The sequence below is a fragment of the Cardiobacteriaceae bacterium TAE3-ERU3 genome (genome assembly GCA_019218315.1).
Taxonomy (GTDB): Bacteria; Pseudomonadota; Gammaproteobacteria; order Cardiobacteriales; family Cardiobacteriaceae; genus JAHUUI01.
This window is the reverse complement of record JAHUUI010000001.1, coordinates 687,219-701,543: the sequence shown is the minus strand read 5'-3', so window position 1 is coordinate 701,543 and position 14,325 is coordinate 687,219. Positions and strand designations below refer to the sequence as shown.

The following is a 14,325-nucleotide window of genomic DNA, read 5'->3' as shown; positions in this document are numbered from 1 at the left end:
TTTTCTGATCTATACGGCATTACCATGAACCTCCGGCACCACCACCGCCAAATCCACCACCGCCACCGCGATAAGACGAGTGACCTCCACCAGACGAACGCCTTCCAGATGAATGGCCTCCGCCAAATCCGCCCGGCATGTGGCGACCACTGGATTGCCCGCTTGATGTGGACATTGGCATTGCAGCCGCAACCAAAGTGATTACAAAGAGTATTGTGGAGAGGAAAAGGGCAAGTACAGCCGTATATAGCGTAAAGCCCATAATAGCGACAAGGAGCCCACTACCAACAGCGCTCAAGCCCAGCCAAGTTGGTAGTTTGCCAAAGCGCTTGGATAATCCTCTCGCCCAAATAAATGCAAATACCAAGATAAAAGGCACGATGCCATAATCATTGCCAACGTCATCATCAAAGCTACCTTCCGGTGCTTTTGGCAAGGGTAGGCCAGTGCCATTGAGTGCCGCAGCAATACGGTTCATGCCCGCAGAAATACCTTGAGCATACTCACCACGCTTAAAGTAGGGAGTGATTTCATCGCGAATAACGCCTTTAAGCGCAATATCAGGCAGCTCACCTTCAAGGCCATAGCCTTGAAAGAAGCGCAACTTACGGTCATTGATGGCCACGATCAGTAATAAACCGTTGTCTTTTTCAGCGTCTCCCAATTGCCAACGATCAGCCAAGGACATACCGTAGTCAAATAAATCGACGCCATCAGTTGAAGGGACGATGACTACAGCGGCCTGCATATATCCGCTGTTATTCATCTGGCGCAGCTGCGACTCAAGATTCTCTTTTTGCTCTGCACTCATCACCCCGGCCATATCAGCCACGGCAAGGTTAGTCGGTACATCTTTGGCGGGTAGCGCCCATGCAATACCCGCACACAGAATCCACAGCAGTGAAAGCAGCCCGCGACGCATCAGTTAAACTCCACCTTTGGCGCTGTACTGATCGCATCTTCATTGGCAACTGAAAAGTTCGGTTTCTTATCCATGCCGATGATCATCGCAGCGATGTTACCCGGGAAAGTCCGCACCAGTACGTTGTAATCACGAACGCTTTCGATATAGCGGTTACGCGCAACAGTGACACGGTTTTCAGTACTTTCAAGCTGAGTCATCAGGTTTTCAAAGGTTTGGTTGGCTTTGAGGTCAGGATAGTTTTCTGCGACGGCAATCAGGCGACCAAGCGATTGGGTCAATGCGCCCTGAGCATTTTGGTATTGCGCTACGGCCTGCGGATCATTGAGCATATCAGGCGTCACCTGAATATTGTTGACTTGCTGCCGCGCTTTCGCGACGTCAACAAACACGCCTTCTTCATGCTCGGCATAGCGCTTGACTGTCTCGACCAAGTTTGGAATCAAATCGGCACGGCGCTGATATTGGTTAACAACCTCAGACCACTGTTGCTCAACCTGCTCATCAGCACGCTGTAAATCGTTATAGCTATAACCAACCACAGCCACGACCAGCACAACGAGACCCAAGACAACCCACAGTACGGTTTTTTTCATTTTATCTTCCGGTTAAATATTTTCGCTGATTGTATCATGGGTCAATATTCGCCATACTGATACACGATGTTTAGCAATATGAGGTCATGAATATGCAACGTATCGCACTAATCACCTTGGCATTACTCGCACTCAGCGCCTGCCAAGTACCCACGACAACCAAGCAACCTGAACCAACAGAGCAATCCGGTGTTTACGGCAGCGTTGGTGCCAGCGTCGGCGTCAGTAGCGGATTAAATGAAAAGCATCAATCAGTCGGTGTTGGCGTTAGCGGCTCATTGTAAGTACAGCTCAATATCATCAAAACCCAAAAAAGCCGCTCCAAGAGCGGCTTTTTACGACTTTAAACAGCTTCATCAATCAAACTAGGGCATTTGCCAATATGAAAGCCGTACAGTTAGATTACTTACCTAACCAAGCATTTACCTTTTCAGGATGATCAGCGACCCACTGCTTAGCATTTTCATAAGGGTCAGAGCCTTTCTCCTGATTCATGAGCATCACTTCATTCATGTCCTCAGGTGTCCATTCAAAGTTATCAAGAATTGCATAAGCCTCTGGCTTATCCTCTTTCAGACCCTTACGTACGATGGTGTCGATTTGTTCTTCACCGCCAAATACACCTTTTGGATCATCAAGATAGTTCAAGTCGTAACGAGCAAACATCCAGTGCGGCGTCCAGCCAGTAACCACAATATCTTCATTATTACGGATCGCAGCATCTAGTGCAGCAGTCATGGTTGCACCACTGCCTGAACGCAAGCGGACATCATCCAGATCGTATTCATCAATAGCCTTCTCAGCCATCGACATAATCCCCGCACCCGGATCGATACCGGTGATTTGTCCGTCGAACAACTCTGCATTTGCTTTGATGTCGTCAATGCTCTGTACTTTGTCATAAGTGTAGGATGGAACGACCAACCCCAACTTGGTACCGTGCAAATTCGGGCCAAGATTTTCAAGCTTATCGCCTAGCTTCTCGTAGTAGCTTGCATGGGTAGATGGCAGCCACGCTGCAACCATCGCATCTGCATCACCAGAAGCAACAGCTTGGAACATTGCTGCAGCAGAGAGCGAAGTCGCCTTAACGTCATAACCAGCCTGCTCAAGCACAGCACGCACAACATTGGTTGAAGCAATTTCAGTTGACCACTCAACGTAAGCCAATTCGATTTCTTTGTCGTCTGCTGCGAATGCAGTACTGGTCGCCAGTCCTGCCAAAATTGCTGTAGTCAGTAATTTTTTCATAACAATCTCCAATAGTTAAATCTTAACTTACCCTTACAACCTAACAACTCAGGCTGGAAAGGTCAAATCAGCGCTTCTTGCGCAAGTTCTGGGTAATGCGGTCGAGCAGCATGGCAAGAATGACCACTGCAATGCCTGCTTCAAAGCCCTGACCAGGCTGTAGACGTTGGATCGCACGCCACACTTCCGTACCTAAACCTTCTGCTCCGATCATCGCCGCAATCACGACCATGGAGAGCGATAACATGATGGTTTGGTTAATCCCAGCCATGATGGTTGGCATTGCCATAGGCAGCTGAACTTTGAACAATTTTTGACTACGCGATGCACCAAATGCATCCGCTGCTTCAACCAGCTCCGTTGGTACTTGACGAATGCCGAGCGCAGTAAAGCGGATTGCCGGCGGCATAGAGAAAATTACTGTGGCGAAAATACCCGATACCGCACCAATGCCGAAGAATGGAATAGCTGGAATCAGATAGACAAATGCCGGCATCGTCTGCATAAAATCAAGTACCGGCATAATCATGCGATTAGCGCGGTTTGATAGCGCTGCAAGGATACCGCAAGGTAAAGCAATCAATACCGCAATCGCCGTGGCAATAATCACCAACGACAACGTCTCAACCATCGGCGACCATAGCCCCATGTTCCAAATCAACCCCAGCCCAAGTGCCGAGCCAATGGCGAGGCGAATACCGGATAAGCGCAGGCACAGCAGCGCCATGGCAATAATGAATGCCCATTCTGGAATCCAATGTAAACCGTCATTGAGATAGTCAATACCATCTTCCGTGACCCGAGCAATACCACGCGTGATATAGGAATAGCGGTCAGTAATAAAATTGATGCCGGACTCAATCCACTCACCAAGTGGAATACGTGGGATATCCATTATGCAGCCTCCCCTGTTTCTGCCAGTTTCGCCAAAACAGCTCCTTTGGTGATCACACCACGCACCTTTTGCTCATCATCGAGCACCGTCACCGGGTAAGATTGATTTTCGAATAATCCAAATACATCTTGTAAAGGCGTTTCAGCTGTCGTACGTGGAAAGTCTTGGCTCAAATATGCTGAGAGATCAGTCACCCCATCATCAATGGCACGTTTTGCCGCCTCAACACTCAATAAACCACGTAAGCGCCGCTCCTCATCGAAGACATAAATAGAGTCATGATCAAATTCGTTCATTTTGTGCAGTGCGGTACGTGGGCCGTCACCGGGGCGCGCAAATATACGTGGTGCGCGCATAACGTGCTCAGCAGTCAGTACCTTAGTTACGTTTACACCTTCAACGAAGCGCGCAACATAATCATTTGCTGGACGGGTAAGAATTTCTTCCGGCGTACCGATCTGCATCACTGCACCATCTTTGAGCAGTACGATGCGGTCACCAATATTGATGGCCTCGTCGAGGTCGTGAGTAATAAAAATAATCGTCTTACGCATTTTACGCTGCAGTTCGAGCAACTCTTGCTGCATATCACCACGAATCAGCGGATCGAGTGCAGAAAATGCCTCGTCCATCAATAAAATATCAGCTTCATTGGCCAACGCCCTTGCCAGACCAACACGCTGTTGCATCCCGCCAGAAAGTTGCCCGGGATATGATTCTTCCCAGCCTTGAAGCCCAACTTGCGCCAAGGCCTGATACGCTTTCTCACGGCGCTCGGCTTTATCCATCTTGCGAATCTCCAAGCCAAATTCGGCATTCTCAGCGACTGTGCGATTAGGAAATAGGGCAAAGTTTTGAAATACCATTGAGAAGTTCGTACGCCGGAACTCAAGCAAATCCTTGCGCCCAAGCTTGGTTACGTCCGTACCATTGATAATAATTGAGCCTTCGGTCGGCTCAATCAAGCGGTTCAGGCAACGGATCAAAGTTGATTTTCCTGAGCCAGATAAGCCCATGATGACCAATAATTCGCCTTCATGAGCTTCAAAATTAATATTGGTCAAACCGAGTGTCTGCCCAGTTTGCTTGAGAATTTCACTGCGCCCTTTTCCTTCATCGCGCAGCTTCAGTACCGTATCGGGGTTATCCCCAAACACCTTACTTAAGCCCGAGACACGGATTTTCGCCTCATGACTCTGTTCATGATTAAGCATAAGTAATTGTCCAATCAATAAATAGAGTCAAAACAGTATAGAGCAGCGAGCCGTCAGGTCAAATTCACCCACTCAAAGAATAGAGCTTTCTGTGATAATAAAACCGACCCTTATCAGTCAATTACGTATTTTAGTGATCCACAGAAGACACAAAGACTATTCTTCTGCCCAACCTTGCGCCAGCTTGACCGCTTTATGCCAATAATGCAGCATTTCTTCAACGCGCTCACGCTCAAGCTGAGGCTCAAAGGTTTTGTCTTCATGCCAATGCTCGGCAATATCTTCGAGGTTATCCCAATAGCCGACTGCCAAGCCCGCAAGATATGCTGCACCAAGTGCCGTGGTTTCCAATACTTTCGGGCGAACAATTGGCGCACCAAACAAGTCAGACTGAATCTGCACCAAAAGATCACTGGCACTCGCGCCACCATCGACGCGTAATTCTTTAGTCTCACGCCCAGCATCTGCTTCCATCGCCTTGATAATGTCATAGACCTGGAACGCTATACCTTCCAGCGTTGCACGCGCAATATGCCCATCCGTTGTACCACGGGTTATGCCGATCATCAGTCCGCGCGCATACTGATCCCAATATGGCGCACCGAGGCCGGTCAATGCGGGGACAAAATAGACCCCACCATTGTCTTCTTCCATTTCAGCGAGAGGATTAACCGCCGCAGACGTACGCACCAAGCGCAGCCCATCGCGCAACCATTGCACTGCTGCACCGCCAACAAATACGCCACCTTCCAGCGCATAAGTCGTTTTGCCATCAATTTGCCACGCCACCGTAGAAAGCAGGTTATTTTCAGACGTTACCACTTCTTCGCCGGTATTCATCAAAATAAAGCAACCCGTACCGTAAGTATTTTTTACCATGCCCGGCTTGATGCACATCTGCCCAAATAGTGCCGCCTGCTGATCACCTGCAATACCGGCAATCGGAATTTCCTCGGATAGATAACGCTTCGAGGTATGCCCATAGATTTCACTCGATGACTTCACTTCCGGCAGCATTGATTTCGGAATATCGAACAGCTCAAGTAGCTCATCATCCCACTGCATATCGTGAATGTTAAACAACATGGTGCGGCTGGCATTTGATACATCGGTAACGTGCGTTCTGCCGCTGGTCATTTGCCAAATCAACCAACTATCAACCGTACCAAAGCACAGTTCGCCTTTTTCAGCGCGTTCACGAGCGCCATCAACGTTATCGAGAATCCACTTAATCTTGGTCGCAGAAAAATACGCATCGACGATAAGGCCTGTTTTCTGCCGAATCCATTCTGCTTTTTCTTCCTTGAGGCTATCGCAATATTTAGCGGTACGGCGATCCTGCCACACAATTGCATTGTGCACAGGCTCGCCACTTTCGCGATCCCACACGATCGTCGTCTCACGCTGATTGGTAATGCCAATTGCAGCAACTGCATCAGAATTCACACCTGCTTTTGCCAATACCTCCGTCATTACAGATACCTGAGAGCTCCAGATCTCTTTTGCATCATGCTCAATCCAGCCCGGCTTGGGATAGTGCTGTTCGAATGTCTTTTGCGCAATGGCAACCGGCTCACCTGCCTGATTGAACAGAATCGAACGTGAAGAAGTGGTGCCTTGATCAACAGCTAGAATGAATTGTTTGGCCATGATTGATCCTCATATGGTCGTTAGCAAAAGTATGCTCGCTCAATATCCTTTACTCAAGCAGATGAACGGCTCAGAGGCAATTGATCCGCAGGTTTATTAAGTGCAATAGCGATTCTGATCGCCCCTAATAAACACCACATCGCCCTCATTTCATGAGCAGAATATTTTTTGAGCTCAATTTTATTCCTCGATGGTCCTTAGCTATTCCCTACGACCACGTTAAAATAAGCAATTATACGTATTGTATCGTTAAACATAGCAAAACACAGAGCCGCATTGAACCCCACTTTCTGCAACACCTGTAAATCAAAAGCAAGAAATAAGCTTAAAGCATCTGACGACCAAGATACATCCACTACGCGTAGCCTACTCATGTTAGCAATAAACTGTTTTATAACGACTTTAACTTGAATCTTGAGCAGTGCCGCATGGCTGAATAAAAACTAAAAAGGCGGTCAAACGACCGCCTTTTCCACAAGTTATCCCCAGTTACGATCCTCGCATTTCCTTGATCCCAGCCACAAAGCGGGACAAAGTATTGGATAGAGTTTCTTTCTCGATTTTGATATCGATCATGTGGAAAGTGCTTTCATCTGCGACCGCCGCATCGAATGCCGCTTTGAGCTGCTCGCGGTTATCAGCCTTGTGCCCTTTACCGCCGAGGCTTTCGCCAATCGCCGCAAAATTAAGTACTGGTAAGTCATTGAACTTCGACTCTGGCTGGAAGGTACGCAGCATTTCCCAACTGGCATTGTTAAACACCAAAACAATCGGATTGAAGCCATAGCGCGGTGCATTGAGCAATTCCCAACCGGTCATCTGGAAAGCACCATCACCAACCATAATGATCGGGCGACGACCGTCCGCTGCTTGCACACCAATACCCGCCGGCACACCAAAGCCCATCGTCGCATAAAAGCCCGGCGCGACCAGATCAGTTGATTCAATATCAAGCGTAGTGAAGAAGCAGTCCCCCATATCCGCTGCAATCGGCATTTTTTCATTAGCAGCAAAATGGTCGTTAATCAGCTTCGCCACATCACTTGGCGCGACAGCCGCATTATCAGCACTGTAGCCGGTCGGATAAACGGGCAAGCTACGCTCTTTGCTTGGTGCAGTGCGCTCTGGCACAAGTTCTAGCAGCTTGTTGAGCAGTGGCTTAAGCCCGATTTGTGGGTAGTGATGATAACCCATAGAGCATTGCCCATCGACGGCGTGCATCACACGGCGAAAATCAACCCGCTGACCGGACAAGCCAAAATTGTTGTCGGTCAAAATAACGCCAAGCAGGAACAATGCATCAGCTTCTTCGACGCGCTGGCGCAAATCTTCATCACCACCGGAGCCAAGGTAAGTACCGAGTAAAGCAACATCTTGATGGCGTGAGAGCAAACCACGCGCCATCAAGGTAGTGGCGACCGGAATATCAAGGCGCTTGGCAAGTTCAGCCACTTCATTTTCCAAATTAAAACGGCGTACCTCGACCCCAGCCATGAGCAATGGGCGATCAGCTTTTTGCAGGCGCTCAAGCACAGCTTCAGCACATGCTTGCAAGGCCTCTTCGTGATATGGCCACAAATCTTCAGCGGGTTCAGGCACTGCTTCGCATTCAACGAATACTTTGTCGCGCGGTATTTCAAGATACACCGGGCGCGAATAGCGCAGGCAATTATCAAGCACACGGGCAATTAATGCAGGTGCAGTTTTTGGATCATCCAGAATAGCCTGGTCACAAGTCACTTCACGATACACTTCAAGCTGTGAATCGAGATCTTTCGCTTGGTGATGCACCAGTAAGCCGGTCTTCTTATCCGCATCACCAGGGCCACCGGATAGTACGATAACAGGTGATTTTTCAGCATACGCTGCGGCAATTGGGTTAACCATATTAAAACCACCCGCACCATAGGTGACGGCTGCTACGGATGGCTTACTGCGCATCCGCGCCGCAGCATCAGCAGCAAAACCAACCGCAGGCTCATGGCTTAGGTAATAACACGGCAGTGAGCCACCTTCCTCGATAGCCTTGAACATCGGTAGTGCAAAATCACCGGGGATCCCAAAAATTTCCGCCACACCACGCGCCTTTAGCGCAGCAAATAACTGTTCGGCCAAAGTATTGGATTGAGTATTCATGTGTTTCACCTATATCTATTCTGAATGAAGTGACTCGCGGACGATAATATCGCCAAGGCGCTGCTCGAGTTTAGCCATAATTGTCTTAAGTTGTTTACACTCTTCATTGCTGAGTACGTCGAGTAATTGCGCTTCCCACGCTTGCGCTTGCGGCAGGAGATGCCCAAGCAAAGTCGCACCTTCATCAGTCAGCGCGAGAATATTGCGCCGTTGGTCGTTGCTGTCCTGCTCCCGAGAGACGTAACCACGCTCAACCAGCGCATTGATCGCTCGTGAAGTTGTCGCTTTATCCATGAAGGTTTTATCAGCAATAAATTGCGCACTTGCACCCGGCCGTACTCTAAGCCATACCAACACCCGCCACTGCGCAATGGTGATGCCGTATTGCCCACCATAGATCCGCGCCAGCTGCTCGCTACTACGCATAGCAAGTACATTAAGCCGGTACGGCAGAAACTGCCCCAGCGTAAATTGAGAAGTCATTTTGCTATCCTGCATCCAGAGATTTAAGCAGCGTTGGCAACCATAGAGAAAGCGCCGGTATCAAGGCAATCAGCAGAATGCGTAGCAAGTCGGCGACCAAAAATGGCACGATACCGCGGAAGATCGTTCCCGCGCGAACATCCGGCAGCAGCCCTTGCAGTACAAACACATTCATCCCCACCGGCGGGGTGATCAAGCTGATTTCTATTGCCACCACTACAAGAATACCAAACCATATCAAATCAAAGCCCAATCCTGCAACAATCGGGAAAAATAATGGCACGGTAAGCAGTAGCATCGACAGGCTTTCCAGCATACAGCCAAGCACAAAATAGATCGCAATAATCAGCAAAATAACCATAGTTGGAGACAATCCAGCCTGGCTAATAAAGCCAAGTAAGGCATTAGGTAACCCGGCACGGTTGACGAAATTGGAGAAAATCAGCGCCGCAATGATGATCGCAAACAGCATACAGTTGGTGCGCGCACTATCAAGCAATACCTCACGCAGCCCCGACCAGCTCAAGCGGCGATTCCACAGTGCGAGCAGAGTTAGGATAAAAGTACCGTTTAGTAGCATCAAGCAATTCAACATTGCATTTGGCGAAGTCGGCTTGAAGGAATTTACCAGCATTCAAACCCTCTACGTTTACAAGTAATCACCCTGTAAACATAAAAGCCCTACGGCCAAAGCTGTAGGGCTTTTTTATACTTATGTTGGAACTAACGTCCGCGCTTATCCTCATAACCGCTCAGGATTTTCAATAAAAATGTATGCAAGTACGCATTATTATTGATCGTCACGCGCGGCAATTCGAGTAACTTATCTTCTCCAACATAAGTGCGGCTGCGGCGAGTAGTTGTCGCCGTCTGATACCCGGCTGATTCAACCAACGAGACATCGCGCGGCGTGTAATAGCCATATGGATAGCAGAAGTCATCAACCGATACATCAAATAACGCTTCAAGCTGTGCCTTACAACCAGCAATTTCCTCACCTGCCCGAGCATCATCCATTGCACGTAGATCAACATGATGGCGTGTGTGTGCACCAATACTCATGCCCGCTGCCAACCATTGCCGTACTTCATCAGTGCTCATCAGTGGATTAAAAGGGATATTTTTTTGTTCGTCCCAGATATTGTGTTTACCGATCAAGTCACTCACCAGATAACAAGTCGCACTAAAGCCGTAGCGCTGCAAAATCGGCAAGACCGACAAATTGTTACGGTAGCCATCATCAAATGTCAGCCCAACCACTTTGCCATGCTGCTCACCACGTAAATATGGCAATAATGCTTGCATAGACAATGCGGATAGCCGAGCATCTTGAGCAAGCGCATGTGGTTATGAAAACGCATCAGGGGAACATGTAAGCACTTCATTGGCGCACCTTTTTGTGGTCGCACAATGCTGTGATACATCAAAATTGGAATTTTTACCTACATGGTCATATCACACCTTTTATTTTGTTATTTCCAACGGCTACCCGCCAGTTATTGGCTATTCTACTTACACACGTGGCAACGCACCATTGCTACCACCACTCGCCATCAGCATCACAACCCCCAATGCGACCAATATCAGTCCACCGACAATCACGAGGATATTGAAAGCTTTTTGCCAATGCGTACTCCCTTGGCTCAAGGACAACGCGAGGCGTTCGCGGCCAAATACGGTGAGCAAGGCAAGGCTGAGTACGGTGATGGCGGTACCAAGTGCCATGGCAAAGGTCATCGCGATGCCAACACCCCACAGTCCCCAGCCAGCGGCAACGGCCAAGGCAAGAATTGCGCCGGAACACGGGCGCGCACCGATAGCCAGCATGGCGAGCAAGTGCGTACGACGCGAGGACGTTGGCAATGCTTCAAATTCGCCGTGGTTATGGTGGTAATGATCACAATGTTGATGGTTATTTTCAGCATCATCACTACCGTGTTGGCACTCGTGATGATGTTCATTAGAGCAGCAGTGCTGCACTTCACCAGCTATATGATTGTGGGCATGTTCATGTTCTGAATGATTGTGGTGATGATCATGCCCGCAACCACAAGCAGCATCGGGTTGGCGCAGGCGCCGCCATTGCCGCCATACGATATACGCACCAGCAACAATGATCAGCGTATAACTAAAGCGCTCCGCCCAAATGACTTGCCCGACGGCTTCGCGGATTAACCACTGCATCAAGCCCAGCGTCACCGAGACCCAAAGAATGGCACTAACGCCTTGTAACAATGCACCACCAACCGCCAATCCCAACGCACTTTTATAGCCACTCGGCTGGGTAAGCAAAAAGGTACTGACCACTGCTTTCCCATGCCCTGGCCCGACTGCGTGCAATACACCATAGACAAAACCAAGGCTGACCATTCCCCACCACGCTGCCGGATCACCACCTTGACGCAATGCTGATAAGCTTTTGGTGATCTCGCGGCGCAAGCTGTTTTGCTCGCGCTGCACATAAAACAGTAATTCACGCCATAGCTGGTGAATATCTGCGGCAAAAATCACACACAACAGCACAACGGCGGCTATGCCCAACCACAGCCATTTTCTGCTTACGGGCATGTGATCACTCCGGTTTCCGCAAAATAGTGGCCGAGATTGTCCTCACCTTTTTGGTTACGATCGAGCGCCGCAGCCTGCTCGTATTTTTCAGGGTCGGGATCAGCAGGAACGATATTCAGCGTACAGCCATTGTCAAAAGTTTTGCTCTGGTCAGGGCTATGCAGAATTTCGACAAAATATTCCGGCTCATATATTTGATATTGCAGCGTTTTAGCCGGCTCTTCTAGCGGTACAGTCACATCAAAATACAGCTCGCCATTTTCGTTAATCAGCTTGCCATCCTGCGCTTCGCCAAACTGCTGGTGCGGAAAGGTGTAATAGTGTTCTTTACCAAGGTTTTCTCGGATGTCGTCTTGCAGGTGTACCCATAACTGTTCCTGTGTAGCTGCATCGCGCTCAACCAAAATTGATTCAAGTAGCATCTGTGCATACAACGGATCAAATACCCAGCGTTCGTGCAGCGCGGTAATATTGCCATTGCTGTCCGTTTGCGGGCTGACATCCACATCAATCCACACATGCGGATGCGCCCACAGAGGTGCGGCAATTAAGAAGGAAAAAACAAAGAAGATTTTTTTCATAGATTGGGTGATCAAATCAAATAATTGCAGCGCATCATAACTTAATCAGTTTACAGGACGGTTACAACACGGCGATCAATAGGCATTTTGAATGTTTTGTTATAACATAACATTTTAATCTTACTGCAATTTTTCTCTCTTTGACACAATTCTGCAATATTCACCGCCCAAAATACGCGACAACTGATACGCCTGTATCACGTTTTTGCAAACATTCTGGAGATGAAATATGCGTTTTTCTTCACTGGCGATTGCCATTTCTGCGGCACTGGCTTTGCATGCACAAGCAGCAACCATTTATCCGCTTGACCGCGCAACTATCCTTGCCGGCTCAAAATTTGACGTTAAGGTCGAGTACGATGGTCAGGTTAATGCTGATGATGTACAGATTACTGTCAACGGCCAACCATTGCAGGATGCTCTAGCTGGCAGCTATGAATTTGTTGAAAGTGAAGACGGCCAGCCGGTATCGTCTGTTTGGCTGCGTGATGCAAGCATAAAAGATGCGGGTGAATACACCATTGAAGTCAAAGAAGGCGACAAGACCAGCAGTGTATCTTGGGAAGTGTATGCCAACCCTGAAGCACCGAAGGTTAAAAACGTGATTTTCTTCCTCGGTGACGGCATGAGTGTCGCGAACCGCACTGGCGCACGTATTCTTTCCAAGGGCGTTGCTGAAGGTAAAGCCAACGGCAAGCTGGCTATGGATCAAATGCCATACATGGCGATGATCGGCACGTCTTCACAAGACACCATCGCTGCTGACTCAGCGAACACCATGAGCGCGTATATGACTGGTCATAAATCAGCAGTTAACGCACTGGGCGTATATCTGAGCCGCTCAGAAGACAACCTCAATCACCCACGCCATGAAACCATTGGCGAAATGGTACGCCGTATTCCCGGTATGAAATTCGGTATCGTCTCTGATGCAGAAATTGAAGATGCGACCCCTGCTGCGGTTGTCGCACACACCCGTCGTCGCGCTGATAAAGACAAAATCGTCGGCATGATTTACAACACCCAGCCTGACGTTGTGCTCGGCGGCGGTTCAGCATACTTCCTGCCGCAAAGCACCCCCGGCTCAAAGCGCAAAGATGACATCAACTATGTCGAGAAGTTCCAAAATCAGGGCTATACCGTCGTCACCAACAACAGCGAACTGACCAGCTTGCCGCAAGACACCACCAAGCTGCTCGGCCTGTTCCACACCGGAAATATGGACGGTATCTACGACCGTGCCTTTGCTGAGAATGATGTCACCAAAAACTTCCCTGACCAGCCTGATCTCACTACCATGACCCAAACTGCACTCGACATTCTTTCTAAAGACAATGACGAAGGCTTCTTCCTGATGGTTGAATCAGCGCTGATCGATAAGGCATCACACCCGCTCGATTGGGAACGCTCGTTCATGAACACCATCATGCTCGACAAGTCGGTTGAAATCGCGCAGAAATTTGCCGAAGAGCATCCGGATACAATGATTATCGTCACCGCTGACCATACCCACGGTATTGGCATCGTCGGTACGGTTGATGATGACAAAGAAGGCGAAATGCGCGACAAAGTCGGTACATACAATGAAGCCGGCTACCCGAACTATACCGATGAAAACGGCGACGGCTACCCAGACAAGCTCGACGTAAGCAAGCGCCTCGCGGTGTTCTACAACAACTTCCCTGACCACTACGAAACCTACCGTCCGAAACTCGATGGCACATTCGTTCCTGCGATCAAGGATGAAAACGGTAACTACATTGCCAACGAACAGTACAAAGACGTTGAAGGCGCACAGCTGCGCATCGGTAACTTGCCACACAATGCCAGCACCGGTGTACACGCGGTTGACGACGTTATCCTGACTGCACAAGGCCCTGGCGCAGAAGCATTCCACGGCTACATGGAAAACAGCGATGCGTTCAAGGTCATGGCTGATGCACTGTCGCTCTCCAGCCGCTTGCAGGACGAGCCAACCCAGCGCCCTGATGATGCTGTTGATTTCTCACCTGAAAACACAGCCAAGTAA

At 49.0% G+C, this 14,325-nt stretch carries 14 protein-coding genes; 2 read left to right on the top strand and 12 right to left on the bottom strand.

Annotated elements, in window-relative coordinates; genetic code table 11:
- Positions 1–19: 19 nt before the first annotated feature.
- Together KRX19_03190 and KRX19_03185 are read right to left on the bottom strand one after the other, a co-directional pair.
- Positions 20–922, bottom strand: a complete 903-nt coding sequence (locus KRX19_03190) for a TPM domain-containing protein (GenBank protein MBV7434021.1) — start codon at positions 920–922, stop codon at positions 20–22.
- A complete protein-coding gene (locus tag KRX19_03185) occupies positions 922–1,518 on the bottom strand; it encodes a LemA family protein (protein ID MBV7434020.1) in 597 nt (198 codons plus the stop codon). The genes KRX19_03190 and KRX19_03185 overlap by 1 nt, the downstream gene beginning before the upstream one ends.
- 86 nt (positions 1,519–1,604) lie before the next feature.
- Here KRX19_03185 and KRX19_03180 point away from each other — a divergent pair, with 86 nt between their 5' ends.
- A complete protein-coding gene (locus KRX19_03180; GenBank protein MBV7434019.1) occupies positions 1,605–1,802 on the top strand; it encodes a hypothetical protein in 198 nt (65 codons plus the stop codon).
- Positions 1,803–1,920: 118 nt separating this feature from the next.
- Here KRX19_03180 and KRX19_03175 read toward each other — a convergent pair whose 3' ends face one another.
- From KRX19_03175 to KRX19_03130, 10 genes are all read right to left on the bottom strand, one after another.
- The gene (locus KRX19_03175) at positions 1,921–2,769 is read right to left on the bottom strand and encodes a glycine betaine ABC transporter substrate-binding protein (protein ID MBV7434018.1); all 849 of its coding nucleotides are present in this window, start codon (positions 2,767–2,769) and stop codon (positions 1,921–1,923) included.
- Positions 2,770–2,836: 67 nt separating this feature from the next.
- Positions 2,837–3,664: a proline/glycine betaine ABC transporter permease gene (locus tag KRX19_03170; GenBank protein ID MBV7434017.1), complete on the bottom strand. Its 828-nt coding sequence runs from the start codon at positions 3,662–3,664 to the stop codon at positions 2,837–2,839.
- The gene (locus KRX19_03165) at positions 3,664–4,878 is read right to left on the bottom strand and encodes a glycine betaine/L-proline ABC transporter ATP-binding protein (GenBank protein ID MBV7434016.1); all 1,215 of its coding nucleotides are present in this window, start codon (positions 4,876–4,878) and stop codon (positions 3,664–3,666) included. The genes KRX19_03170 and KRX19_03165 overlap by 1 nt, the downstream gene beginning before the upstream one ends.
- Before the next feature lie 156 nt (positions 4,879–5,034).
- Positions 5,035–6,528, bottom strand: a complete 1,494-nt coding sequence (gene glpK / locus KRX19_03160; GenBank protein ID MBV7434015.1) for a glycerol kinase GlpK — start codon at positions 6,526–6,528, stop codon at positions 5,035–5,037.
- Between the two features lie 489 nt (positions 6,529–7,017).
- Positions 7,018–8,664 (bottom strand): indolepyruvate/phenylpyruvate decarboxylase, encoded by a 1,647-nt coding sequence (ipdC, locus tag KRX19_03155; GenBank protein ID MBV7434014.1) that lies wholly within the window; start codon positions 8,662–8,664, stop codon positions 7,018–7,020.
- Between the two features lie 15 nt (positions 8,665–8,679).
- Entirely contained in the window at positions 8,680–9,147 is a 468-nt protein-coding gene (locus KRX19_03150; GenBank protein ID MBV7434013.1) for a MarR family transcriptional regulator, read from the bottom strand.
- Positions 9,148–9,151: 4 nt separating this feature from the next.
- Positions 9,152–9,781, bottom strand: a complete 630-nt coding sequence (locus KRX19_03145; protein MBV7434012.1) for a TRAP transporter large permease subunit — start codon at positions 9,779–9,781, stop codon at positions 9,152–9,154.
- Positions 9,782–9,870: 89 nt separating this feature from the next.
- Complete coding sequence (locus KRX19_03140; GenBank protein MBV7434011.1) at positions 9,871–10,452, bottom strand: polysaccharide deacetylase family protein; 582 nt, start codon at positions 10,450–10,452, stop codon at positions 9,871–9,873.
- Positions 10,453–10,659: 207 nt separating this feature from the next.
- A complete protein-coding gene (locus KRX19_03135; protein MBV7434010.1) occupies positions 10,660–11,715 on the bottom strand; it encodes a nickel/cobalt transporter in 1,056 nt (351 codons plus the stop codon).
- Complete coding sequence (locus tag KRX19_03130; GenBank protein MBV7434009.1) at positions 11,706–12,296, bottom strand: DUF1007 family protein; 591 nt, start codon at positions 12,294–12,296, stop codon at positions 11,706–11,708. The genes KRX19_03135 and KRX19_03130 overlap by 10 nt, the downstream gene beginning before the upstream one ends.
- A gap of 229 nt (positions 12,297–12,525) precedes the next feature.
- Between KRX19_03130 and KRX19_03125 the strand changes: the two genes are divergently transcribed.
- The gene (locus tag KRX19_03125) at positions 12,526–14,325 is read left to right on the top strand and encodes an alkaline phosphatase (GenBank protein MBV7434008.1); all 1,800 of its coding nucleotides are present in this window, start codon (positions 12,526–12,528) and stop codon (positions 14,323–14,325) included.